Source organism: Achromobacter aegrifaciens, assembly GCF_902859735.1.
GTDB classification, from domain to species: domain Bacteria; phylum Pseudomonadota; class Gammaproteobacteria; order Burkholderiales; family Burkholderiaceae_B; genus Achromobacter; species Achromobacter aegrifaciens.
In genome coordinates, this window is the sequence record NZ_CADIJY010000002.1 from 381,207 (window position 1) to 406,037 (window position 24,831).

The 24,831-nt window shown below is 68.1% G+C and carries 22 protein-coding genes; 4 read left to right on the forward strand and 18 right to left on the reverse strand.

Annotated elements, in window-relative coordinates:
- The first annotated feature begins 177 nt into the window (after positions 1-177).
- Positions 178-1,764 carry a threonine ammonia-lyase, biosynthetic gene (gene ilvA, locus HV766_RS07770; RefSeq protein WP_119451545.1) on the forward strand — a complete coding sequence of 529 codons (1,587 nt, stop codon included), beginning with the start codon at positions 178-180 and terminating at the stop codon, positions 1,762-1,764.
- A 10-nt stretch (positions 1,765-1,774) separates the two neighbouring features.
- On the opposite strand, the gene HV766_RS07775 is transcribed toward ilvA, so the two are convergent.
- Together HV766_RS07775 and kdgD are read right to left on the reverse strand one after the other, a co-directional pair.
- Positions 1,775-2,710 carry a hypothetical protein gene (locus HV766_RS07775; RefSeq protein ID WP_175180912.1) on the reverse strand — a complete coding sequence of 312 codons (936 nt, stop codon included), beginning with the start codon at positions 2,708-2,710 and terminating at the stop codon, positions 1,775-1,777.
- A gap of 59 nt (positions 2,711-2,769) precedes the next feature.
- A complete protein-coding gene (gene kdgD, locus HV766_RS07780) occupies positions 2,770-3,684 on the reverse strand; it encodes a 5-dehydro-4-deoxyglucarate dehydratase (protein ID WP_054454508.1) in 915 nt (304 codons plus the stop codon).
- A 303-nt stretch (positions 3,685-3,987) separates the two neighbouring features.
- Between kdgD and HV766_RS07785 the strand changes: the two genes are divergently transcribed.
- Both HV766_RS07785 and HV766_RS07790 read left to right on the forward strand, forming a co-directional pair.
- On the forward strand, positions 3,988-4,965 hold the full coding sequence (locus HV766_RS07785) for a Bug family tripartite tricarboxylate transporter substrate binding protein (protein WP_175180913.1): 978 nt from the start codon (positions 3,988-3,990) through the stop codon (positions 4,963-4,965).
- A 144-nt stretch (positions 4,966-5,109) separates the two neighbouring features.
- On the forward strand, positions 5,110-5,466 hold the full coding sequence (locus HV766_RS07790; RefSeq protein ID WP_082401004.1) for a hypothetical protein: 357 nt from the start codon (positions 5,110-5,112) through the stop codon (positions 5,464-5,466).
- A 27-nt stretch (positions 5,467-5,493) separates the two neighbouring features.
- Here HV766_RS07790 and HV766_RS07795 read toward each other — a convergent pair whose 3' ends face one another.
- Positions 5,494-6,453: a LysR family transcriptional regulator gene (locus HV766_RS07795; protein WP_175180914.1), complete on the reverse strand. Its 960-nt coding sequence runs from the start codon at positions 6,451-6,453 to the stop codon at positions 5,494-5,496.
- Between the two features lie 161 nt (positions 6,454-6,614).
- On the opposite strand from HV766_RS07795, the gene HV766_RS07800 reads away from it, so the two are divergent.
- Entirely contained in the window at positions 6,615-8,321 is a 1,707-nt protein-coding gene (locus HV766_RS07800) for a thiamine pyrophosphate-dependent enzyme (RefSeq protein WP_175180915.1), read from the forward strand.
- Here HV766_RS07800 and HV766_RS07805 read toward each other — a convergent pair.
- The 15 genes from HV766_RS07805 to HV766_RS07875 form a co-directional block, all read right to left on the reverse strand.
- Positions 8,309-9,052, reverse strand: a complete 744-nt coding sequence (locus HV766_RS07805; protein ID WP_175162810.1) for a class II aldolase/adducin family protein — start codon at positions 9,050-9,052, stop codon at positions 8,309-8,311. The two genes, HV766_RS07800 and HV766_RS07805, sit on opposite strands and share 13 nt — an antisense overlap.
- A gap of 16 nt (positions 9,053-9,068) precedes the next feature.
- Positions 9,069-10,061, reverse strand: a complete 993-nt coding sequence (locus HV766_RS07810; protein WP_175180916.1) for a Bug family tripartite tricarboxylate transporter substrate binding protein — start codon at positions 10,059-10,061, stop codon at positions 9,069-9,071.
- A 187-nt stretch (positions 10,062-10,248) separates the two neighbouring features.
- Entirely contained in the window at positions 10,249-11,745 is a 1,497-nt protein-coding gene (locus tag HV766_RS07815; RefSeq protein WP_175180917.1) for an aldehyde dehydrogenase, read from the reverse strand.
- Positions 11,742-12,989 carry a Zn-dependent hydrolase gene (locus HV766_RS07820; protein WP_175180918.1) on the reverse strand — a complete coding sequence of 416 codons (1,248 nt, stop codon included), beginning with the start codon at positions 12,987-12,989 and terminating at the stop codon, positions 11,742-11,744. The genes HV766_RS07815 and HV766_RS07820 overlap by 4 nt, the downstream gene beginning before the upstream one ends.
- Positions 12,990-13,006: 17 nt before the next feature.
- The gene (locus HV766_RS07825; protein ID WP_175162802.1) at positions 13,007-14,719 is read right to left on the reverse strand and encodes a thiamine pyrophosphate-binding protein; all 1,713 of its coding nucleotides are present in this window, start codon (positions 14,717-14,719) and stop codon (positions 13,007-13,009) included.
- A complete protein-coding gene (locus tag HV766_RS07830) occupies positions 14,716-15,645 on the reverse strand; it encodes an HpcH/HpaI aldolase/citrate lyase family protein (protein WP_054454493.1) in 930 nt (309 codons plus the stop codon). The genes HV766_RS07825 and HV766_RS07830 overlap by 4 nt, the downstream gene beginning before the upstream one ends.
- Complete coding sequence (locus HV766_RS07835) at positions 15,642-16,925, reverse strand: TRAP transporter large permease (protein ID WP_054454491.1); 1,284 nt, start codon at positions 16,923-16,925, stop codon at positions 15,642-15,644. Before HV766_RS07835 ends, HV766_RS07830 begins: the two co-directional genes overlap by 4 nt.
- Positions 16,926-16,929: 4 nt before the next feature.
- Positions 16,930-17,409, reverse strand: a complete 480-nt coding sequence (locus HV766_RS07840; RefSeq protein WP_054454489.1) for a TRAP transporter small permease — start codon at positions 17,407-17,409, stop codon at positions 16,930-16,932.
- Positions 17,409-18,404, reverse strand: a complete 996-nt coding sequence (locus HV766_RS07845; RefSeq protein ID WP_054454487.1) for a TRAP transporter substrate-binding protein — start codon at positions 18,402-18,404, stop codon at positions 17,409-17,411. Before HV766_RS07845 ends, HV766_RS07840 begins: the two co-directional genes overlap by 1 nt.
- Before the next feature lie 34 nt (positions 18,405-18,438).
- Positions 18,439-19,575: a YncE family protein gene (locus HV766_RS07850; RefSeq protein ID WP_175180919.1), complete on the reverse strand. Its 1,137-nt coding sequence runs from the start codon at positions 19,573-19,575 to the stop codon at positions 18,439-18,441.
- Positions 19,572-20,384 (reverse strand): ATP-binding cassette domain-containing protein, encoded by an 813-nt coding sequence (locus HV766_RS07855; protein ID WP_054454483.1) that lies wholly within the window; start codon positions 20,382-20,384, stop codon positions 19,572-19,574. The genes HV766_RS07850 and HV766_RS07855 overlap by 4 nt, the downstream gene beginning before the upstream one ends.
- A complete protein-coding gene (locus HV766_RS07860; RefSeq protein ID WP_175180920.1) occupies positions 20,381-21,379 on the reverse strand; it encodes an ABC transporter ATP-binding protein in 999 nt (332 codons plus the stop codon). Before HV766_RS07860 ends, HV766_RS07855 begins: the two co-directional genes overlap by 4 nt.
- Positions 21,380-21,383: 4 nt before the next feature.
- Positions 21,384-22,253 (reverse strand): ABC transporter permease, encoded by an 870-nt coding sequence (locus HV766_RS07865; RefSeq protein WP_175180921.1) that lies wholly within the window; start codon positions 22,251-22,253, stop codon positions 21,384-21,386.
- The gene (locus tag HV766_RS07870; RefSeq protein WP_119451496.1) at positions 22,250-23,167 is read right to left on the reverse strand and encodes an ABC transporter permease; all 918 of its coding nucleotides are present in this window, start codon (positions 23,165-23,167) and stop codon (positions 22,250-22,252) included. Before HV766_RS07870 ends, HV766_RS07865 begins: the two co-directional genes overlap by 4 nt.
- Before the next feature lie 85 nt (positions 23,168-23,252).
- A complete protein-coding gene (locus HV766_RS07875; protein ID WP_054454475.1) occupies positions 23,253-24,758 on the reverse strand; it encodes an ABC transporter substrate-binding protein in 1,506 nt (501 codons plus the stop codon).
- Positions 24,759-24,831: the final 73 nt, after the last annotated feature.

Sequence of the window (24,831 nt, forward strand, 5' to 3'; positions counted from 1 at the left end):
ACAAGGAGGAAGCTACGTCCCCATGAATTTCCGCGCCGTCCGCATTTCGCTGATTATTACCATCATTCCTGGAATGGTGGGTTAGCGCGCGACCGCAACAGTCACAGCCACCCGCCCCACGAGGCGGGTTTTTTGTGGCCGCCTCTGCCGGGCAAGCACACCGAAGCAGAGAGCCAGATGCACCACACCCCGCAAGCCAGCCAGCAAACCGCCACGCCGACCGCATTCCAGGACGGCCGGGCCACGCCGATGGAATACCTGAGGCAGATCCTGACCGCCCGCATTTACGACATCGCCCGCGAAACCGAGCTGGACCGCGCCCGCGGCCTGTCGGCCCGGCTGGGCAATCCGGTCTACTTCAAACGCGAGGACAATCAACCGGTCTTCTCCTTCAAGGTGCGCGGCGCCTACAACAAGATGCGCAATACGCCGCAGGCCGCGCTGGATCGCGGCGTGATCACGGCGTCCGCCGGCAACCATGCGCAGGGCGTGGCGATCTCGGCGGCCAGGATGGGTGTGCGCGCCATCATCGTGGTGCCGCAGACCACGCCGCAGGTGAAGGTGGATGCGGTCAAGGCGCATGGCGGCCCCACGGTGACGGTGGTGCAGGCGGGCGATTCGTATAGCGATGCCTACGGCCACGCCCAGAAGCTGGCCAGCGCGCAGGACCTGACCTTCATCCCGGCCTTTGACGATCCCTATGTGATCGCCGGCCAGGGCACGGTGGGCATGGAAATCCTGCGCCAGCACGCGGGCCCCTTGCATGCTGTCTTCGTGCCGATCGGCGGCGGCGGGCTGGCCGCGGGCGTGGCGACCTACATCAAGGCGGTGGATCCGGGCGTCAAGGTCATCGGCGTGCAGACCGAGGATTCCTGCGCCATGTCGCTGTCCATGCAGGTGGGCGAGCGGGTCAACCTGCCCGAGGTGGGCCTGTTCTCGGACGGCACGGCGGTCAAGCTGGTGGGCGAGGAGACCTTCCGCCTGTGCCGTGAACACCTGGACGAGATCATCCTGGTGGATACGGACGCGGTCTGCGCGGCGATCAAGGACGTATTCCTGGACACGCGCAGCGTGTTGGAGCCGGCCGGCGCGCTGGCGGTGGCCGGGCTGAAGAAGTACGTGGAACGCGAAGGCGTGCAAGGCCTGCCCATGGTGGCGGTGACCTCGGGTGCGAACATGAACTTCGACCGCCTGCGCTTCGTGGCGGACCGCGCCGAGGTCGGCGAAGCCCGCGAGGCGGTCTTTGCCGTGACGGTGCCGGAAGAGCGCGGCAGCTTCCGCCGCTTCTGCAGCGTGATCGGCCAGCGCAGCGTGACGGAATTCAACTACCGCATCGCCGATGCGCGTACCGCTCACATCTTCGTCAGCATGCAGATCTCGCGGCGCGGCGACGCCGCGGAAATCATGACGGCGCTGCAGGAGCAGGGTTTCTCCGTCGGCGACCTGAGCAACAACGAAGTGTCCAAGCAGCACATCCGCTACATGGTGGGCGGCCGCTCGCCGCTGGCAGCCGGCGAGCGCCTGTTCCGCTTCGAGTTTCCTGAGCGTCCCGGCGCCCTGATGAAGTTCCTGTCCGAGATGGCGCCCAACTGGAACATCAGCCTGTTCCACTACCGCAACCAGGGCACGGAGTTCAGCTCGGCGCTGGTCGGCATCCAGGCTCCCTTGGCGGACAGCGCCGCGCTGGACGCATTCCTGCGGCAGTTGGGCTACGCCCATACCGAAGAAACCGCCAACGAGGCCTATCGCCAGTTCCTGATCTGAGCGGGCGAGATCAACCCGGCGCGCAGCCAGGCTTGCGCGGCAGGGCCACGCCCGGCTGCAGGCGCAGCGCGGCGCGCCCCTGCGCCGCCTGCGTCAGCTGCAGGGTGGCGGCGCGCCAGGCCGGCACGTCGTCGAAGGCCACGTCGGGCGCGGCCGACGTCTTGGATAGCGCGTCCGGCCGGTCGAACTGGATCGCGGGCAGGCGCAGGCAAGGGTCCTTGAAATCCAGGCGGGCCAGTTCGCGCCCGTCGCTCATGCGCACCGCGCGGAACGCCACCGGAGTGTCCACGAACTTGGTGATGGCCGGCACGATCTGCAGATAGCCATCGGCATCCTTGACCCGCTTGGTGGGCTCGATCTCGATCACGTCCCTGCCTGGCGGCACGGCCAGGTAGGCCACGCCGTCGGCCACGTCCAGCAGCTTGCCCGGGCCCAGGTTCAGGGCGGCAAGCGGCGCGTGGCGGATCATCACGGTTTCGTTCCAGGAAGTCTGGACGCGTGTCCAGCCGGGCAGGCGCGCGTCTTCGAAGCGGGTCGTGGAGATGCGGTCGCGCTCGGGCTTGGCGGACAAGGCCAGGCGCTCGACCCGCAGCGCGCCGTTGGCCACGCGCAGTTGCGCCAGCACGGTATTGGCGCTGGAACTGGTGAAGTAGGCCAGCACGGCGTCCGTTTCCAAGGCCTTGGCGGTGGACGCGCAAAAGAAGGCGCGGGCCTCGATGCGCTGGCCATCGGGATAGAGCAGGGCGCCGACGTCCTTGCCGCAAAGCGGCTGGCCCCGGTAGGTGATGGTGGTGGCGCGGGTGGTCTGCCGCTGGCCGGTGTTCCAGTCGCTGCGGCTGCCGGTGGCGGCTTCGACCACCAGTCCATGGTTGTCGTAGACCACGTCTGCGCCCGCGGGCGCGGCAAGCATGCTGAGCAGAAACGCGAGGCTGCGTCGACGCGCCATGGTCGGACTCCCTGGTGTGGCTGGACGGGTCTATATATACCACCGCCAGGGAGCGTCCCTTACTGCGGGCCGAGCTTGCGGATCAAGGCGTCCAGCATCTCCAGTTCTTCAGTCCGCAAGTCCGTCAGAGGCGCGCGTACGGGACCCGCATCGTGACCGACCAATTTGGCGCCGGCCTTGACGATGCTGACGGCATATCCCGGCACGCGGTTGCGGATGTCGAGGTACGGCAGGAAAAAATCGTCCAGCAGGCGGTTGGTGGTGTCATGGTCGCCCGCGGCGATCGCGCGGTAGAAGTCCATGGCCATACGCGGCACGAAATTGAACACGGCCGACGAATAGACCGGCACGCCCAGCGCGCGGTAGGCGGCGGCATAGACCTCGGCCGTGGGCAGGCCGCCCAGGTAGGAAAAGCGGTCGCCCAGCTTGCGGCGGATGCGCACCATGGCTTCGATATCGCCCACGCCGTCCTTGAAACCCACCAGGTTGGGGCAGCGTTCGGCCAGTTGCGCCAGGCTGTCGGCCGACAGGCGCGACTGTGCGCGGTTGTAGACGATGACGCCGATGTTCACGGATTTGCAGACCTGCTCGACGTGCGCCGCGATGCCCTGTTGCGAAGCCTCGGTCAGGTAGTGGGGCAGCAGCAGTATGCCCTTGGCGCCCAGGCGCTCGGCTTCTTGCGCGTAGGCGATGGCAGTGCGGGTCGGACCGCCCGCGCCGGCCAGGATGGGAACCTTGCCCGCGCAGGTTTGCACCGCGGTGCGGATGACGTCGGCGTATTCCTCTGGCGCCAGCGAAAAGAACTCGCCCGTGCCGCCGGCGGCGAACAGGGCGGTCGCGCCGTAGGGCGCCAGCCATTCCAGGCGCTGCGCATAGTTCCTGGCGTTGAAGTCGCCGTTCTGGTCGAAATCGGTGACGGGGAAAGACAGCAAGCCTTCCGAAACGATGTGCTTGAGTTCCTGCGGGGTGGTCATGTCGCGTTGATCCGTATGGGGCGCCATCGAACGGCAAAGTCTGCCGGCAGCCTGGTTAAGTGGTAAGTCATCGTACAACATGAAATATCGCCATTCAAGGAAAATGCACTACTGTAGGCGCCGGGATAGGTGCATACCCGATAGGGATATATTTTGCTTTCCAATAATAATTTCGTAGTTGTACGATGACTATGGTCTAGCCGGACGAAGCTGGCGCAGGTGCGCGCGGCGGCCGTTCCCAAAAGGCTGCGGCAGTGCGCCGGGGACGGCGTCCGCGCGCAAGATAATTCCAGAGGAGACTGCATGAACCCGAGCAAGAGACAATTCCTGGGCGGCGCTGCGGCGCTATGCCTGTCGCCGTGGTTGCCGGCATGGGCGCAGCCGGGCGACTGGCCGACGCGCGCGGTCCGCATCATCGTGCCTTACCCGCCCGGCGGCTCGTCGGACATCATCGCGCGCATCCTGGCGCCGCGCCTGGCCGACGCCCTGAAGCAGACCGTGGTGGTCGAGAACAAGCCTGGAGCCAATGGCAACCTGGGCGCCGGCCTGGTGGTGCAGGCGGCGCAAGAGGACCATACCGTGCTCTTGTGCGACGTGGGGGCGCTGGCGATCAGCCCGTCCGTGTACACCAAGCTGTCTTTCGATCCGTCCAAGGACTTGCGCGCGGTCGGCATGCTGGCCTATTCGCCGCACGTGCTGGCCGTGCATCCCGACGTGCCGGCCAAGACGGTGACCGAACTGGTGGCCCTGTCGAAGAAGCAGCGCTTGAACTTCGCGGTCACGGCGATCGGCAGCGCGCCGCATCTGGCCGCGGTCGCCGTGCAGCAGGCGACGGGCGCGCAATGGGAGTATGTGCCCTACAAGGGCGGTTCGCAGGCGGTGACGGACACCATAGGCGGGCAGACCCAGGTCATCATGAATGGGTTGCTGGCCACGTTGCCCCACATCAAGGCCGGCAAGCTGCGGCCGATCGCGATCTCCAAGCGCGAACGCATGCAACTGGTGCCTGACATCCCCACCATTTCCGAACAGGGCGTGGCGGGCTTCGAGTCCGGCACCTGGCAAGGGGTGATGGCGCCCGTGACCACGACCGATCCCGTCGCCATCCGCTTGTCGGAACTGATGGCGCAGATCGTCAACCAGCCGGACGTGAAGGCGCAGTTGAACGAACAGGGCGCTGAAATCGTCACCCGCAATCCCGCCGAACTGGCGCAGTTCTTCAACAGCGAACGCGCGCGCTGGGCGTCGGTGGTGAAAAGCGCGGATATCCGGCTGGATTGACGGCGGGGTTGCCTGGACAGGCATTCAGGCGCGGGAGCACACTGGAATCATCCCGCGTCCGTCCAGGCCCCGGCGCGACGCGGGCCCGGGCTGCGCAGGCAACATCGCGCGCGGCCGCAGACCAGGGGCAGAGGGGCTGCAGCCATGAAAATTCTTTGCGCCGCCGCGCTGCTGGCGGCGGCCTGCGGGCCAGCCGTCGCGCAAGGCGCCGGACCCGCGGTTCCCCAACCCCCGCCTTCGGCCCGCGTCATACCCGATGCCTGCGTCGGCGCGTCATGTCCCCGGCTGGTCAATCCGGGCGCTACCCAGGAACCCTGCCTGGGCACCGGTTGCGCCACCGCCGGCAGGCCGCCTGGCCCGCCCGCGCCGCCCTCCAGCGGACCGAGCCGGCAACCTGGCTGGATGAGCCCCGCGCCATCCCGCCTGCCGCCGATGCCGGCGCAGCGCGGCGTGCCGACGGGGCCGCTGACGCCTGCGCCGCCGTTGCCGGTGCCGAGGTGATGCGGGGGGATGGAAGGCGGCAAAACCTCATGGCGGTGCCGACCGCGCATCCGCCATCCGCATGTACGACCGATAAGGCTCCGCCTCAACCATGTCCCGCAGCAATTCACGCAGGATGTCCTGCACTATCTTCACCGCCTGCGTCAGCGGCCGGTTCGATGCGGTAGCCAGCATCAGGCGGGTGGACAGGGCGGGATTGACGATCCTGCGGGCGACGAGCTGGCCGCTGTTCAATTCGCCTACCACCGCAGGCAGGGCCAGCACCGTGTGGGCCAGTCCGTTCAAGACGATTTCCTTCATCAGTTCCAGCGCGTCCATTTCGAACACGACATTCAGGGGCGCATCGGCCTGCGCTGCCGCCTGTTCCAGCGTGCGGCGCAGGCCATGGCTGCGCGTGGGCAGCGCCAGTGGCAGATCGCCCAGCTGAGCGAAGTCGATGGAGGGCAAGGCCCGCGCGGCGGGGGACAGGTTCTGTGCGGGCGATACCAGCGCCAAGTCCAGCTCGGCCAGGGGATCGACCACCACGTGCTGGGAACGCCGCGCATCGTGCAGCACCGCGATGTCGACGCGGGCGTTGGCCAGCCATTCGTGCACATAGCCGCTGTAGCCGGTGATGACGTTGAGCTGGATGCGCGGATGGCGCCTCCAGACTGCCGCCACCAGCGGCATGCCGACCATGTGGGACAGCGTGGGCGTCAGGCCCAGCGTGACCTGGCCGGAGGGCGATTTCTGCTCGTCATGGAATTCGGTCACCACCCGCGCCATTTGCGCCAGCAAGGGGCGCAGGCTATCCAGCAGTTTCTCGCCTTCCGGGGTCAAGGACACGCCGCGGCCGTTGCGGTAGAGCAGGGCGCAGCCGCATTCGTCTTCCAGCTTTCTGACCTGGCGGCCCAGCGCCGATTGCGCGATGCCCAGCACCGAGGCGGCCTTGGAGAAGCTGCCCGAGTCGGCCACGTGGATCAGGTTTTCGATCTTGCGCAGGTCCATCGCGATGTCTCGCCGCCAGCGCTTGCGGGCGGCTCCTCCTTGTGTGCGTTTTTTGTATATCTGATAGGCACAGTATGCCTACATGGCCTGCCGCCAGCCACCCTAGAATTCCTGCGTATCAGACCCGCGCCTGCGCGCTTGCCCTTGGTTTCCTGCCATCCATGACACCTGCTGCCGAACTGAACACGTCTTCCCACGCCTTGCTCGGGGTCTTCGCCCGCAACGGCATCGACCGGGTCTTCCTGGTCCCTGGCGAAAGCTATCTGGGCGTGCTCGACGCCTTGCACGATTTCGCTGGCATCGACGTGGTGACCTGCAGGCACGAAGGGGGCGCGGCATTCATGGCGTGCGCCGATGGCCGGTTGACGGGCCGCCCGGGCGTGGTCATGGTGTCCAGGGGACCGGGCGCGGCGAATGCGGCCATCGGCGTGCATGCCGCGCAGCAGGACGGCGTGCCGCTGGTCCTGCTGATCGGGCAAGTGCCGCGCAAGGACCTGCGCAAGGAGGCCTTCCAGGAGATCGATTACCAGAAGATGTTCGGTTCGATCGCCAAATGGGTGCATGAGGTGGCGGCGCCCGAGGACGTGGCCTGGGCCGCTTTCAAGGCTTTGCGCGTGGCCGCTTCGGGTACGCCAGGGCCAGTGGTGCTGGTGGTGCCGGAAGACGTCCAGCAGGCCTGCGTGCCGCAACCGGACTGGGTGGCCGAGCCGGCCAGTCCCGCGCAGCCGGCGCCCGCCGCGCTGGCGCGACTGCAAGCCTTGCTGGACGCCGCCCGCAAGCCGCTGATCATTGCCGGGGGCGCCTTCAACGCGCCGGGCGGCCGCGAAGCGCTGCGGCAGCTGGCGGAGCGGCACGGCATACCGGTGGCAGTATCGTTCCGCCAGCATGACTTGTTCCCCAACACGCATCCGCTGTACGCCGGCGACCTGGACCTGGCGACGCAGCCCGCGCAGGTGGAGGCGTTCGATTCCAGCGATCTGATCCTGGCCCTGGGCACGCGCCTGGGCGACATCACCACCCAGGGCTACACGTTTCCGGCCTATCCCAGGCCGTCGCAGACGCTGGTGCATTGCCATGCCGACGCGCATTTCGTGAACCAGCACTTTGCGGCGGACGTGGGCATCATCGCGGATCCGGTGGCCACGGCGCAGGCGCTGGCCGCGCTGCCGGCGGCGGACCGTGGCGGGCGCGAGGACTGGGCGGAATCCTTGCGCGCGATCCGCGAGCGCTCCGCCGCCTGGCCCGATCCAAAGGCCGACGATGGCGTGCCCTTCGTGTCGGTGGTGCGAGCGCTGGCCGAACAGGCGCCGCCGGACCTCATGGTTTGTCTGGACGCGGGCACCTTCGCGGCGCCGGTGTATCGCCACTTTCCCTTCGTCTACCCGCAACGGCTGATGGCCTCGCAATCGGGCGCCATGGGCTACGGCACGCCGGCGGCGATTGCCTCGCAGCTGCGCAACCCGCATGGCAAGGTGGTATGCTTGGTTGGCGACGGCGGCTTCATGATGACGGGCAACGAGATGATGGCCGCGGCCGAGCGCGGACTGCCGGTGTTCTTCATCGTCTCCAACAACAATTGCTATGGCTCCATCCGCCTGCATCAGGCGCGCACCTATCCCGGGCGCTACGCGGGCACCAATCTGGCAAGTCCCGATTTCGCGATGATGGCGCGCGCCTTCGGCATGCAGACCGAGTATGTCACCCATCCGGACCAGGTGGCCGCGGCCATCGCCCGCGGGCTGGCCTCGGCCGCGCCGTACTTCGTGGAGGTCAAGACCAGCCTCGCCGCGATCCTGCCGGACGGCGCGGACAGCGCGGCCGGCATCGACCTTCTGGGGCGAGACCAGGCAGGGACTCAATCGCGGTAGCCAGGATCCTTCCTGTCCATCAGACGCAGCATGGCCGGCCATTCCAGTTCGCCGAAGGGGCGGCGCGTTGTCGGCTGATACAGGTGCCAGGTCTTCTCGACGACCTCTGGCGGCGGCACGCATAGTTCGCGGTTGGCGGCCAGGGCGTCGACCTGCGCCTTGCAGGCCATTTCCAGCCAATACAGTGTGTTGAATGCCTGCGCGATGCTCGGGCCGGCGGCTAGCAGGCCGTGGTTGCGCAGGATCATCGCCTCGGACTGGCCCAGGTCCGCCACCAGGCGCGCGCGCTCGTCCAGGTCGATGGCCACGCTCTCATAGTCGTGGTAGGGAATCTTGGCGAAGCGCATGGCGGTCTGGGTCAGCGGCAGCAGGCCGCATTGCAGCGCCGATACCGCCATGCCGGCCCGCGTGTGGGTATGGATGACGCATTGCACGTCGTGGCGCGCGCCGTGCACGGCGCTGTGGATCACGTAGCCCGCAGCGTTGATGCCGTACTCGCCGGGATTGTCCAGCACGTTCCCGTCCAGGTCTATCCTGATCAGGCTGGAAGCGGTGATTTCGTCGTACATCATGCCGTAGGGATTGATCAGCAGATGGCCCTCGGGCCCGGGTATGCGCGCGGTGATGTGGTTGTAGATGAGATCGCTCATGCCAAAGTGGGACACCAGCCGGTAGCAGGCGGCCAGTTGAATGCGGGTGTCGCGTTCCGCGGGGCTCATGGCTTTTTGCATGGTTCGGGTCTCCGGTTCAGTCGCTGGCCTTGACGTTGAAATCGCGGACCACCTTGCCCCACGATTCGTATTCGGATTTCATCAGCGCGCCGAACTCGGCGGGCGTGGCGGTGGTGCGGACCTGGGCGCCCAGGTCCGCCAGCTTGTCGCGCACGGCGGGGTCTGCCAGCACGGCGTTGACCTCGACGGCCAGCTTCTGCTGGATCTCGGGCGGGATGCCGGCGGGCGCGATCAGGCCCAGCCAGGCGCCCATGTCGAAACCGGGGTAGCCCTGTTCGGCGACGGTGGGCACCTCCGGCAGGCTCGCGACCCGCTCAGGGGTGCTGACGGCGATCGCCTTCAGGCGTCCGGCTTTAACCAGGGCCAGCGAGGACACCATGGTGTCGAAGGTGGCGTAGGTCCGCCCGCCCACGATATCGGTCTGCGCCTGGCTGCTGCCTTTGTAGGGCACGTGGATCATGCTGGCGCCGGCCTTGGCCAGCAGCACCGAGATCACCAGATGGCTGGTGGTGCCGACGCCGGTGGTGGCGTAGGTGTACTGGTTCGGTTTGGCCTTCACGGCAGCGAGGAAGTCCTGCAGGTTGTTGGCCGGATTGTCGGGGCTGACGACGAACAGGTAGGGCAGCCAGGTCAGCAGGCCGATGGGCGCGAAATCCTTGCGCGCGTCGTAGTTCAGGTTGGGATAGACATGCGGGTTGATGGCTTGCGGCGCGGACGCGCCGATCATGAGCGTATAGCCGTCGGGCTTGGCGCGCGCGCCCAGGCCGGCGGCGATGGAGCCGCCCGCGCCAGGCTTGTTCTCGACGATGAACTGCTGGCCCAGACGCTGCGCCAGGCGGTCGCCGACCATGCGGGCGACGGTGTCGGTGGCCGTGCCGGGCGGGAATCCGACCAGGATCGTGACGGGCTTGGAGGGATAGGGGGCTTGCGCCCAAGCCGGCCCGGCTGCGGCCCAGGCTGTGGCGGCCAGCATGGCGGCCAGCGCGGCTCGCCTTGTCGCATTGCGCATCGTAGTCTCCAGTCATTGTTCTGATGGCGGGAGAGCGCCTGCGCCTGCCCGCAACGGAACCGCGGTGGGCAGCCCGTCGCCGTTCAAGGTCGCACAAGGGCCCACCGCCTTCAATGGCGCTGGCGGCCAAGCAGATAACGCGAAATGGCAAGGATGGCGGACGCCGCGCGGGCGTCCGCCCAGGGGATCAAGCCGTCAGGCTGATCCAGGTCGTCTTCAGGTCGCTGTACTTGTCCAGCGCGTGCAGCGACTTGTCGCGGCCGAAGCCCGACTGTTTGACCCCGCCGAATGGCACGGTGATGTCGCCGTCGGCGTAGCAGTTGACCCACACCAGGCCCGCGCGCAGGCGGCGCGAGAGACGGTGCGCGCGCGACAGGTTGGCAGTCCAGAGCCCAGCGCCCAGGCCGTAGATCGAATCGTTGGCCAGCCGCACCGCGTCGTCCTCGGTGGCGAAGCGCTGCGCGGCCAGCACCGGGCCGAAGATCTCCTCGCGCACCAGGCTGCTGTCCTGGCTGGCGCAATCGAAAATCGTCGGTTCGATGTAGTAGCCCCCGGTGGCGCCCAGGGCCTGGCGCCCACCCATGCGCAACTGCGCGCCTTCGGCCGAGCCCGCTTCGATGCGGGCCAGCACGCCGCGCATCTGGCGTTCGTCGACCATGGCGCCCATGGCGGTGGCGGGATCCAGCGGATCGCCCGGTTGCAGGGCGGCGGCGTAGTCCGCGACCTTGGACATGAAGGCGTCGTAGATGCCGTCCTGCACATACAGGCGCGAGCCCGCGATGCAGACTTCGCCCTGGTTGGAGAAGATGGCCAGGGCCGCAGCCTGAGCGGCGCGGTCCAGGTCGGGGCAGTCCTCGAACACGATGTGCGGCGACTTGCCGCCGCACTCCAGCCACACGCGCTTCAGGTTCGATTGTCCCGAATACTCCATGAAGCGCTTGCCGGTGGCGGTCGACCCGGTGAAGGCGATGCAGTCCACATCGGGATGCAGGCCCAGCGCCTGGCCGGCCTGCGCGCCCAGGCCGGGCACCACGCTGAAGACGCCGGCGGGGATGCCGGCTTCCCCGGCCAGCGCCGCCAGCCGGATGGCCGACAGCGAGGCTTGTTCGGCCGGTTTGAGGATGACGCTGTTGCCGGCGGCCAAGGCTGGCGCGACTTTCCAGGCGGCCATCATCAGCGGGTAGTTCCACGGCACCACCGCCGCGACCACGCCCAGCGCTTCGCGCGTGATGGTGGCCAGCGCGTCCGGGCCGGTGGGGGCGATCTCGTCGTAGATCTTGTCGATCGCCTCGGCGTACCAGGCGTAGCAGCGCGCCGTCTCGGGTACGTCGAAGGCCAGCGCGTCGCGGATGGGCTTGCCCATGTCCAGCGTTTCCAGCAGCGCGAGTTCCTCGCGGTGCTCGTCGATCAGCGCGGCCAGGCGCAGCAGATGCTGCTTGCGCTGGCGCGGCGCCAAGGCGCTCCAGACGCCGGCTTCGAAGGCGCGGCGGGCGGCCTGCACGGCGCGGTCCACGTCGGCCGCGCCGCAAGACGCCACGTCGGCCAGCTTGCGCCCGTCTATCGGGCTGGTGGCGGGGAAGGTGGCGCCATCGGCCGCGTCGCAATAGGCGCCGTCGATGTAGGCCTGGCCATTGAAGGCGAGCGCGGCGGCGCGGGCGCGCCAGTAGGCGGCGTCCTGGGTCATGAGCGGACCTCCTGGGCGTTGGCGCGCGCCACCATGGCGTCGAGCAGCACGTTGCACCCGGCTTCCAGGTCAGCGGGCTTGGCGTCCTCGATCTCGTTGTGGCTGACGCCGTCCTTGCACGGCACGAAGATCATGGCGGTAGGGGTGACGGCGGCCATGTAGACCGCGTCGTGGCCCGCGCCGGTGACGATGTCCATGGCGGCCAGGCCGCGGCGCGCGGCGCCGTCGCGCACCTTGCCGACCAGGTCCGGGTCGAACGGGGTGGGCGGGAAGTACTGCACGTGCTTCACGTCCACTTCCACGTTGTGGCGCTGGGCGATTTCGGCGCAGATTTCGTGCCAGCGCTGGTCCATGCGGGTGAGCGTGGCCTCGTCCTCGTGGCGCAGGTCCACCGTGAAACGCACCTGGCCCGGGATGACGTTGCGCGAACCGGGGTGCGCGTGGATTTCACCCACGGTGCCGCGGCCATGCGGCTGGTTATCGTTGGCAATGTCGACCACCGCCTGCAGCAGGAAGCTGGAGGCGTACAGCGCGTCGCGCCGGATCGGCATGGGGGTGGGGCCGGCATGCATTTCCATGCCGGTCACGGTCACGTCGTACCAGCGCAGGCCGAGCGACCCGGTCACCACGCCAACCACTTTTTCTTCATGCTCCAGGATCGGGCCTTGTTCGATGTGGGCCTCGAAATAGGCGCCCACCGGGCGGCCGCCCACGGGGTCCGTGCCGGCATAGCCGATGGCTGCCAGCTCTTCGGCCACCGACTTGCCGTCGCGGTCGGTCGCGGTCAGCGCCACTTCCAGCGGGAATTTGCCGGCGAATACGCCCGAACCCATCATCACGGGCACGAAGCGCGAGCCTTCCTCGTTGGTCCAGATGGCGACTTCCAGCGGCGCCTCCGTGACCACGCCGTGGTCGTTCAGGCTGCGCATGACCTCCAGGCCCGCCAGCACGCCATAGCAGCCGTCGAACTTGCCGCCGGTGGGCTGGGTGTCGATATGGCTGCCGGTCATGACCGGCGGCAGGTCATTGTTGCGGCCGGCGCGGCGGGCGAAGATGTTGCCCACCTGGTCCACGCGCAGCGTCATGCCGGCATCGCGCATCCAGCCGGTGACCAGGTTGCGGCCCTGGCCGTCCAGCGCGGTCAGCGCCAGGCGGCAGTTGCCGCCCTTGGCCGTGGCGCCGATCTGCGCCAGGTCCATCAGCGACTGCCACAGCCGCTGTCCGTTGATCGATATCGTCGTCATGTTGGAGTTCCTCTGTGTCAGTGGCTGGCGGCGGCATTGCGGGCCAGTGCGGCTTCGCGGATGCCCATCAGGGTTTCGCCCGGCGAAATGCCATTGGCGTCGTAGCGGATTTCCAGAAGGGCCGGCATGTTTTCGCGTTCGGCAAAGGCCAGCGCGCGCTCGAATGCGGGACCGAAGCTGGCGGTGTCTTCCACGGCTTCGCCGTAGCCGCCGTAGCCGCGGATGATCTGCGTGAAATCCGGGTTCTCGAAGGACAGGGCGATGGTGCGCGCCGGGAACTCGCGTTCCTGGTGCGCGCGGATGGTGCCCCAGATGCCGTTGTTGAACACCAGCACCACCACGCCCAGGCGGTATTGCAGCGCCACGCCCAGTTCCTGCATGTTCATCTGGAAGCAGCCGTCGCCGGCATAGCAGACCACCGTGCGCTTGCGGTCTTCCAGCTTCGCCGAGATCGCCGCCGGCAGGCCGTAGCCCATGGAGCCCACGGTGGGCGTGAGGCTGGTGCCGGGGCCGGCATAGCGGCGGTAGCGGTGGGGGTACAGCGCATAGTTGCCCGCGCCCACGGTGATGCAGGCGTCGGCCGGCACGTGCGCGTCGACGTAGGCGGCGGCTTGGTCCAGGCTCATCGGCCCGGGCGATGGCAGCGGCTTGAGGCTGTCAACCAGTTCCTGGTGCGCGGCGCGCACCGCCTCGCCGCGCGCCGTCTTGTGGCCGGGGACCAGGCCCGCCACGCTGGCGGCGAAGCTGGCCACGTCCGCCACGATGGCCTGGGTCGGCGAGAACACGCGGCCCAGTTCGGCGGCGTCCGGATACACGTGGATCAGTTGCTGGCGTGGCAGCGGGCTTTCGATGACGGTATAGCCTTCGGTCGTGGCCTCGCCCATGCGCGTGCCCACGGCCAGCACCAGGTCGGCGTCGTGCAGGCGCTGGCGCAGCTCGGGCGTCATGGCCCAGCCGACGTGGCCGGCGGCGTTGGGGTGGCGCTGGTCGAAGCACTCCAGGCGGCGCCAGGCCGTGCCTACCGGCAGCTCGAAGCGTTCGGCGAAGCCGGCGATCTGGTCGATGGCGGTCTGGTGCCAGCCATTGCCGCCCAGCAGCAGGAAGGGACGTTCGGCAGCGTCCAGCAATTGGGTCATGCGGGCCAGGTCGGCGGCGCCGGGGTGGCTGTGCACGCGCGGGTAGCGCGGCAGGTCGGCCACGCGGGCGCGGCCCCACAGCGTGTCCTCGGGCAGCGCCAGCACCACGGGGCCGGGACGGCCGCTGGTGGCAATTGCGAAGGCGCGCGAGATGTACTCGGGGATGCGGTCGGTGCGGTCGATCTGCGCCACCCATTTGGCCATCTGGCCGAACATGCGGCGATAGTCGATTTCCTGGAAGGCTTCGCGCTCCATGAAGTCGTTGCCCACCTGGCCCACGAACAGGATCATCGGGGTGGAGTCCTGGAAGGCGGTATGCACGCCGATGCTGGCGTTGGTGGCGCCCGGGCCCCGCGTGACGAAGCAGATGCCGGGTTCGCCGGTCAGCTTGCCATAGGCTTCGGCCATGTAGGCCGCGCCGCTTTCCTGGCGGCAGACGATGGCCTCGATGGCATCGGTGTGGTCGTTCAGCGCGTCGATGCAGGGCAGATAGCTTTCGCCGGGGATCATGAACACGCGGCGCGCGCCATGGATGCGCAGCTGCTGCATCAGGATCTGACCGCCATTGCGTTCGGGAATTGCTGCTGACGTCATGCGGAGTCTCCTTGTTGCGGGACGGCCTGCGCGCGGCGCTCGGCGGCCCATCGTTCGAATTGGTGATGGCGCGCCAATAGGCGGCGCGCGGTGTTGTAGACAGGCGGATCGATGCGCTCGGCGTCGTGGCGGCCGGCGCGCTGGGCTTCATAGCGGGCGACGCAATCATGGGCCGCCATGACTTCGTCCGGGGCGGGCGTGAACACCGCGTGGATCAGCTTGACCTGGTCGGCCACGGTGGCGCACTTGGACTTCAGGCCCATGCGGCGGGCCCAGCGCACATCGGCTTCCAGCGCCGGCATGTCGCGGTAGTTGAAGGGGCAGTCGATGGGCAGGCAGCCGGCCGCCGTGCAATCCAGCAGGAAGCGGGCGCGCAGGTGATGCAGTTCGATGCCGTCCTTGCCGCGCTCGGCGCCCAGGCTGGCGGTCAGGTCCTCGGCGGCCAGCAGGCAGGCGGACACGCGCGGGCTGGCGGTCAGGATGTCATAGGCGCGGTGCACGCCCAGCGCGGACTCCAGCGTGGGCACGATCTCGGTGCTGCCCGCGGGCAGGCCCAGTTCGGCTTCCAGCGCGGTGATCGCCTGGTCCAGCGCGGCGATCTGCGCCGCGCTTTCGGCGTGGGGCAGGAACACCGCGTCCGGCGCGCCCGGCATCACGCCGCGCAGGTCCGCCAGGCCGTCGTCTTCGAGCTTGTTGATGCGCACCGCGGCCACCACGCCCAGGGCGCGGCAGCGGCCGAACAGTTCGGCGATGATGGGGCGCGCGGCTGGCCGGTCCGCCGGGGCGGTGAACTCTTCCAGGTCCGCGACCAGCGCATCGGCGCCGCTGGCCAGGCCGTCGGCCTGGGCGTTGGGGTCGAATCCGGGCACGAACATCCAGCTGCGGCGCAGGAAGGGGGGACGGCGGGAGGGGGTAATAGGGGTCATTGCACGTGCCTCGGCAGGAACAGCACCAGTTCAGGTACGAAAGTCAGCAGCAGCATGACCGCGGTCATGGCCAGCATCATCCAGGACAGAGGACGCAGGGTCTGCATCATGTTGATGCCGCCGATCTTGCACGCGGCCATCAGGTCGACCCCGACGGGCGGCGTGTTGGCGCCAATGGCCATGTTGATCGACAGCAGGATGCCGAAGTGCACCGGATCGATGTTGTAGTGCGCCAGCACCGGCATCACGACCGGGGCCACGATGATGATGACCGGGATCGCTTCCATGAAAGTGCCCAGGAGCAGCAGCACCACGGTCAGCACCAGCAGCACGGCGGTCTTGCTGTCGGTCCATTCGACCAGCAGCGTGGACAGCGCCTGCGGCACCTGCTCGGCCACCAGCACCCAGGCGAACAGGCCCGACGCGCCGATGATGAGCAGGATGGACGCGCTGCTTTCGCCGGTGGACTTCAGGTTGTCCCACAGCGACTTCAGGCTCAGCGTGCGGTACCAGAAGAAGCCGATCAGCAAGGCGTAGATGATGGCGCTGGAGGCGGCCTCGGTAGCGGTGAAGATCCCGAAGCGGATGCCGCCGATGATCAGCACCGGCACCATCAGGGCAGGCAGCGCGTCGATGGCGGCGGCGCGCAGTTCCGGCCAGCTGAATGGCTGGCCGCCGGCCCAGTTGTGCTTGCGCGACTGCCAGACGGCCACGCCGATCAGCGACAGCCCCAGCAGGATGCCCGGAATGATCCCGGCCACGAACAGCTTGCCCACCGAGGTGTCGGTGATGGTGCCGTAGACGATCAGCACGATGCTGGGCGGAATGATGGTGGACGTCGCGCCGGCGCTGCCGACCAGGGCGCAGGAAAAGCCCTTGTCGTAGCCGCTGCGGGCCATGGCGGGCAGCAGCAGGCTGCCGATGGCGACCACGTCGGCCACGCCGGAACCGGACAGCGCGCCGAACATCAGGCAGGCCAGCACGGCCACCACCGCCAGGCCACCCTTGATGTCGCCGACGATGGCGGCGCACAGGCGCACGATGCGCTGGGTCAGGCCGGCGCCGTTCATCAGCTGCGCGGCCAGGATGAACAGCGGAATCGCCAGCAGCGTGAAGCTGTCCAGCCCCACCACATACTGTTGCGCCGCCACCATCATGGGCGCGGAGTCGAAGACCGCCAGATAGGCCAGGCAGGACAGCACCAGGCCGAAAGCGATGGGCATGTCGATCAGCACCGTGATCGTGAACACGCCCATCAGGAAGAGAGCACCCGTAGACATCTTGTTAATCCTTTGCAGCGGCGGGAGCGGAAGAGAACAGCTGCGCCAGGTGCACCACGATGGTGATGGCGCAGGCGAAAGGCAGCGCCAGGTAGACGGTGCCGGCGGACACGTCCAGCGCGGGCAGGGTCTGGTCCATGGTCAGCTCGGCCAGCTGCCAGCCGGCATAACCCAGCGCCGCCAGGCCGACGATGATGAGCGCCTGGTTGATGCGTTCAAAGGCGTTGAGGATCCGGGGATTGCGCACCACGAAGGGCAGCAGCCCGGCCATCAGGTGCGAACGCTCATGGCTGCAGACGACGCCGCCGATGAAGGCCGACCACACCAGCACCAGCCGCGGCAGTTCCTCGGCCCAGTGCGGCGTGGTGTGGGTGACGAAGCGGGCGAACACCACGTAGGAGATCAGGATCGCCAGCAAGGCCACCGCCAGGGCGGCGAAGGCCTTGCTGATGCCCGACAGGATCGCGGACAGTCGGTTGAGCATTACTTGGCCTCGCGGTACTTCTGCACCAGCGCCATCAGCTCGGGGCCGTAGGTGACCGAGTAGGTCTTCCACACCGGCTCCACCGCGGCGGCGAAGGCGGCCTTGTCGACCTCGTTGACCTGCATGCCCTTGTCCTTCAGCTGGGCGATGTATTGCTGGTCGCCGTCGGTGATCATCTGGCGCTGGGCGTCGCGCCACTTGTCGGCGGCGGCCTGCACGATCTTCTTGTCCTCGGCCGAGAGGCGGTTCCACACCGGCTTGGAGATGATCAGGTTGGCCGGACCCCAGACGTGGCCGGTCAGCGACAGGTACTTCTGCACCTCGAAGAAGGACGAGGTGTAGATGATGGACAGCGGGTTCTCCTGGGCGTCGAACACCTTTTGCTGCAGGGCCGAATACAGTTCGCCGAAGGCCAGCGGCGCGGGGTTGGCGCCCAGCGCGGTAAAGGTGTCCAGGCGCATCTTGTCGGGCGTGACGCGGGTCTTCAGGCCGGCCAGGTCGGCGGGTTTGGCCACCGCGCCGCGGTTGTTGGTGACGTGGCGAAAGCCGTTTTCCCACCACGAGATGATGGTCAGGTTCTTCTTGTCGGCCAGCTTGGCCAACGCCTCGCCCAGTTCGCCGTCGAAGGCCTTGTAGGCCTGTTGCGAGGTCGACCAGGTATAGGGCAGCTCGACCACGCCGAACTTGGGTTCGATGGGCTGCAGCGAGCCCGAGCCGATGATGGCCGCGCCCTGGCTGCCGATCTGCAGGCCTTCGAGCATGGTCTTTTCATTGCCCAGCTGGCCGCTGGGGAACAGCACGAAATTGACGCGGCCGGCGGTCTTTTCCTTGACCTCGGCGGCAAAGCCTTCGGCGGCCTTGTTCCAGCTGTGGCTGGGCGCCAGCACGTGGCCGAGCTTGATATCCAGGGCGTGGGCCGACAACGGCGCGAGGCCGGCGAGGGCGAGCAGGGCGGCGGCCAGCAGGGCCGGTTTCTTTTGAGGAGCGGTGGTCATGGCGGAACTCCGGGAGCAGGGGGGATGGGTAGGGTCAGTAGGATTGGGCGCGCATCGAAGCGGGCCGTCCGGGCAGGGCGATGCGGGTGCCGGTGTCGCTCAGGCCGTGGTCGCCCACGGCCAGAACCTGCATTTCGGCATCGAGGAAATTGCCGACATAGAGGTAGCGGCTGTCGGGGCTGAAGGCCAGGCCCTCGGGCAGCGCGCCGACTTCGATGGCGCCGGCGCGGGTCACGGACTGCCCGTCGATGCGCAGCAATACGATCTGTCCGCGCGGGTGGTGGAACCAGACGCTGGACGGGTTGTTCGAACCTTGGACGATGGCGACCGCCGCATGGCGGCCGTCGGGGCTGATGGCGATGCCTTCGGGGCCGTCCTCGACCATGACGCGGTCGATCACGCGCGGCGGATCGGCGCGCAGGTCCACCACGCTGACCGAATCCGCGTGGCCGTCCGACGCGGTCGGGCTGCCCATGTCCACCACCAGCGCCAGCGCGCCGTCGGGCGACACCACCAGGTTGAACGGCACCAGGCCGGTGGTCAGGTCCTCGGCCGGATCGTGGGTCACGATGGGGGCCGCGCCGCTCTCGTCGATGCGCAGCACGCCCAGGCGATGGGTGTCGGTCTTGACCACGAAGGCGCGGCGGCCGTCCGCGGAAAATGAAACGGCCACCACAGGGGTGCTCACGTCCACTTCGCCGCAGACCTCGGCGCGCTTGCCCGCGATGCGCAGCACCGACACCGAGCGGCCGGCCTTGTTGGCCACCAGCGCCAGCGTGCCGGCGCGGTTGATGGACAGGCCCGAGGGCTGCAACCCGACCTCCAGCCGCTGCACAATGGCGGGCGGGCAGGCTTGCAGGTCGATCACGTACAGGCCGCGGCCCGGCTCGGGCTGCCAGCCGGCGCCGTCGGCGCGCGCGGGCCAATCCATCGAATCCGCGATCAGGCCCAGGCGCTGGTCGGGCGTGACGGCCAGATTGACTGGCGGGCCGAACAGGGAGTTGGGCAGGGACAAGGTGGCGACCAATTCCGGCGCGGCGGGATTCGCGCCGGCGTCGTAGACGCACAGGCTGTCATTGCCCGGGGCCAGGAAACGGATCTGGCCGTCGTCCCAGGTGACCTTCTGGTCGTTGCCGACCAGCAGCAGGTGGCGGGTGGCGGGTGTGGTCATGCCGCGAGCTCCTGCGCCTGCGGTACCGCCAGGGTGGCGCCGATGAGCTGCCGCGTGTACGGGTGGACCGGCTCGAAGTAAACCTGGCTGGCAGGACCGCGTTCGACCACGCGGCCGCCTTGCAGCACCACGATCTCGTCGGCAATGTGCTGCACCACGGCCAGGTTGTGGCTGATGAACAGATAGCCCAGGCCGCGTTCGCGCTGCAGCTCCATCAAAAGGTTCAGGATCTGCGCCTGCACAGATACGTCCAGCGCCGAAGTGGGTTCGTCGCAGATCAGCAACTGCGGCTCCAGCATCAGGGCGCGCGCGATGGCCACGCGCTGGCGCTGGCCGCCGGACAGCTCGCGCGGATAGCGCGCGGCGAAGGCCGGCACCAGGCCCACGGCGTCCATCATGCGGCGCACCGACGCGGCCTGGGAGGCCGCATTGCCGATGCCATGCGTGCGCAGCGGCGCGGTCAGGATCTCGCTGATGGTGCGGCGCGGGTTGAGCGAGGAATACGGATCCTGGAACACCATCTGGATGCGGCGGGCGCGGGCGCGGGCCGGCATCGCGGCCAGCGGCTTGCCGTCCAGCAGCGCCTGGCCCTGGGTCGGCGCCAACAGGCCCAGCATCAGCTTGGCGATGGTGGACTTGCCGCTGCCGGATTCGCCCACCAGGCCGATGGTCTGGCCGGCGGGCACGTGCAAGTCGATGTCATGCAGGATGCGCGGCGCGGGCCGGCGCGAGAACAGGCCGGCGCGGCCATACTGGAAGCACAGCGCGTTCAGGCTGATGCTGGCGGAAGTGGCGGTCGGGCTGCTCATGCCGTGGCTCCTAGGCGCAAGGCGCCGGGTTTGATGCATAGGCAGCGGTGTCCGCCCTGCACGCGCGCGGGGAAGGGCTGGGCACAGCGGGCTTCGGCCGCCGGGCAGCGCTCGCGGAAGGCGCAGCCGCGGATGGCGGTGTCCAGCGAGGGGACGGCGCCGGCGATGGTGGGCAGGTCGGCGCGCGGCGCGGTGCGTCCGGGCTGGGGGATGCAGTTCAGCAGCATCGCGGTATAGGGATGGCTGGGTTGCTCCAGCACTTCGCGCACGCTGCCGCCTTCGACGATGTCGCCCGCGTACATGACGATGACATGGTCGGCGATGCGCGCCACCAGGCCCATGTCATGGGAGATGAACACCATGCCCAGACCGAACTCGGCCTGGATGTCGCGCAGCAGGTCCAGCAGCTCGGCCTGCACGGTGACGTCCAGCGCGGTGGTGGGCTCGTCGGCGATCAGCAGCTCGGGACCGCACATGAGCGCCATTGCGATCATGACGCGCTGGCGCAGTCCGCCCGAAAGTTCAAAGGGATACTGCCGCATGCGGTCGCGGGGATTGGCGATGCCGACGCGGCGCAGCAGGTACTCCGCGCGTTCTTCAGCCGCGCGCCGGCTGACACGCTTGTGCCGGCGCAGCACGTCGACCAGCTGGGTGCCGATGGGGAACACCGGGTTCAGCGAGGTCATCGGATCCTGGAAGATCATGGCGATGCGCGCGCCGCGCAGCTGCGCCAGTTCGGCGGGCGTGAGCGCCGCCAAGTCCTGGCCGGCGAACTCCAGCTTCGCCACGCGGCGGCGCGCGGCCGCCGGCAGCAGGTCCAGCAGCGCCAGCGCGGTCAACGATTTGCCGCAACCCGATTCGCCCACGATGCACAGTGTCTTGCCGCGCTCCAGGCTGAAGTCCACCGCGCGCACCACGTGCTTGACGTGGGTGGGCGTCTGGATGTCGATGTGCAGATCCTGGACCCGCAGCAGGGGATGGCTGGTATCGGTCATGGGGTCAGCCCTTCTTCATTTGCACGGCACGCAGCGATTCGCCCGCGCGGTTCACGCACAACACCAGCACGAACAGCACCACGCTGGGGATCACCACCAGCGAGGGCTGGAACAGCATGTTCTCCTTGCCTTCGGCGATCATCAGGCCCAGCGACGGCATCGGCGCCGGCACGCCCAGGCCCAGGAACGACAGCGACGCTTCCAGCGTGATCGCCATGGCGGCGTCCACGGTGCCGATGATGAGCAGGTTGCCCACCAGGTTGGGCAGGATGTCGCGCCAGATGATCTGCAGATGGGTGCAGCCCTGCAGGCGCGAGGCCGTGACGAACTCGGCGTTGCGCAGGCCGGCCGCCATGGTGCGGGCCACCAGCGCATAGCGTTCCCACAGCAACAGGCCCAGCACCAGCACGACCACGGTGAGCGAGGCGCCCACCACCGACACCACCGCCAGCGCCACCAGGATGATGGGCAGCGCCAGGCGCGCGGTGATCAGGAAGGACACGGCGCGATCCACCGCGCCGCCGAAGTAGCCGGCGGTCACGCCCAGCGTGGTGCCGATCAGCCCGCCCATCAGCGCGACCGACAGGCCGATCAGCGCCGACACGCGCACGCCGTACAGCGCGCGCGCCAGCACGTCGCGGCCCAGCTGGTCGGTGCCGAGGATGTGGTTCCAGCTGCCGTCTTCGCCCCAGACGGGCTCTTGCAGCCGCGCCAGCAGGTCCTGCGTGTACGGGTCGTGCGGGACGAGGTAGGGGCCCAGCAGTCCGGCCAGCACCAGCAGCGCCAGCACGGCCAGGCCCAGGTTGCGGCCCAGGCGGGCCGCGCGTGCGCCGCGCGAGCGGACGGGAAAGGAGGAGGCGATGACGCTGCTCATGAGGAAACTCGCACGCGGGGGTCGAGCCAACCGTTGATCAGGTCGGCGACCAGGGTCAGGACGATGTAGATCAGGGCGAAGATCAGGATCAGCGCCTGCATCGTGGGAAAGTCGCCGCGCAGGATCGAGGTCCAGGCCAGGAGGCCCGCGCCGTTGATGGCGAACACGGTCTCGATGACGACGGAACCGGCCAGCAGCGTGCCCATCTGGGCCGCGGCCAGCGACACCAGCGGCCGCAAGGCGTTGCGCAGCGCGTACTTGAGCACCACGCTCGGGCCGCCCAGGCCCATGGCCCGCGCAGTCCGGATGTAGTCGGTGGCCAGCACGGTTTCCATCTCGGACTTCATCAGGCGCAGCATTGCCGGCATGGCGAACAGCCCCAGCGCGGTCACCGGCATCACGTAGTGCTTCCAGCTGTCAAAGCCCGAGGCCGGCAGCCATTGGTTGCGCACGCTGAAAAGGATGATGAGCAGGAAGGCCAGGCAGAACGGCGGCATGGCCTGGGCGCAGGCCGACAGCAGCATGGTGGCGCGGTCGATCAGCGAGCCGCGGCGCAGTCCGGCGACCACGCCCAGCGGTATCGCCAGCAGCAGCGCGAACAGCATGGCGGCCAGGCCCAGCTTGGCGGTGGCGGGGAAATGCTGGGTCAGCAGTTCGGCCACCGGGCGGCTGAAGTACAGGCTGTCGCCGAAGTCGCCGCGGGCGACGCCGCCCAGCCAGCGGCCGTACTGCACCAGGATGGGGTCGTTGAAGCCGTGCAGCTGCGCCAGGCGGGCCGCGTCGGCGGCGCTGCCTTCACCGGCCAGGCGCGCCGCCGGGTTGCCGGAAGCGAACACCAGCGAGAAGCTGATCAGCGAGACGAACACCACCAGCAGCGCGGACACAATCAGGCGGCGGAACAGGAATGCAATCATGGGGCTACCTATGACGGAATGCGCCGGAGAGGCCGCCGCTCCCGCCCGGCCGGGCGTGGGAGCGGGGCCGCGCCGGCGGCGCCGGTCAGTTCCAGCGGGCCTTGTAGAAACGCGGGAACTCGTCGCCGTCGACCGAGAAGTTCAGGTCCTTGGACTGCACGGCGTTGAGCGAGTGGTTCCACAGCGGCACCCAGTAGGCCTGTTCGGCCACGATCTTCTGGGCGGCGGCGTAGTTCTTGGCGCGCAGCTCGCGGTCCACGGAGGTGTCGGCGGTTTCCAGGTACTTGATGACTTCCGGGTTGCGCGCCTGGTCGTCCGGACCGCCGCGGAAGAAGTTGCTGGTCGACAGCGCCGCGTCGGCGATGCCGTAGGAGCCCCAGTTGGACGACAGCATGGCGATCTTGCCTTCGCGCCAGTTGGTCATGGCGGTGCCGTACTGCTGTTCGACCAGGTTCAGCTTGATGCCGGCCTGCGCCATCTGCGCGGCGGCGGCGTCCAGGATGGCGCGCGGCGGGGCAGAGATCACCAGGTCCAGCGTCACGCCGTTGGGGTAGCCGGCCTGGGCCAGCAGCTGCTTGGCGCGGGCCGGATCGAACTTGTAGGACTGCACGTCGGCGGCGCAGCCGAACTGGGCCGGGTTGCAGGCCGCGTTGATCACCTTGGAGGCGCCGCCTACCAGGGCCTTGCGGATGGCTTCGCGGTCGATGGCGTAGTTGATCGCCTGGCGCACTTCCTGCTTGGCCAGCGGCGACTTGCCGTCGTCAGCGCGCGGGTTCAGCGAGATGTAGCTGATGCGCATGATGCTGCTGCTCTTGACTGTGACGGCCGGCTGCTTTTCCATGCGCTTGGCCACGTCCGGCGGTACGCGCCAGATCCAGTCCAGGCCGCCGGACAACATCTCGGCGTATTGGGTATTGGCGTCCGGCAGCACGCGCACCACGAGCTTCTGCACGGCGGGCTTGGGGCCGAAGTAGTCCTCGAAGCGCTCGTACACGTAGCGGCTGCCGGGCTGGCTTTCCACCAGGCGGTAGGGGCCGGTGCCGATGGGCTTGGCGCCCATGTCGGACTGGTTGGCCTCGTAGTACTTGCGCGGATAGATCGGCAGGTTTTCCGACAGCATTTCCAGCGCCAGCGGGTACGGCGTCTTCATCTTGATGCGGACGGTATCGTCGGAAGCCTTTTCGGCCTTGGCGATCCAGGCCACCTGGTTCTGGAAGCGCGCCTTGTAGCCTTCGGATGACACCAGGTTCAGGGTGTACAGCACGTCGTCGATGGTGAGCAACGAGCCGTCATGGAACTTCACGTCCTTGCGGATGGGCAGTTCGATCGTGGTGTCGTCCACGAACTTGTAGCCGGTGGCGATGGCCGGACCGAATTCGCCCGTGTCCTGGTTCTTCTGCAGCAGTCCCGAGAACACCATGCGCGCCAGCGCCAGGCCGGGACGGTCCGATTCCTTGTAGGCGTCCAGCGTGGCGGGCGCCGCGTCGAACGCGATGTTGAGGGAGTTGTCAGCCTTGTTGGCCTGGGCGGCATGGGCGCCAAGCGCCAATAGCGCCGCGCTCAAAAGCTTCACGGTACGGGTCAGCTGCATGTTTTCACCTTGATGTGTTTTAGGTATGGGACTTACGGGTACTGCGGAACTGCTGTTTGCGTATCGGCGGGCA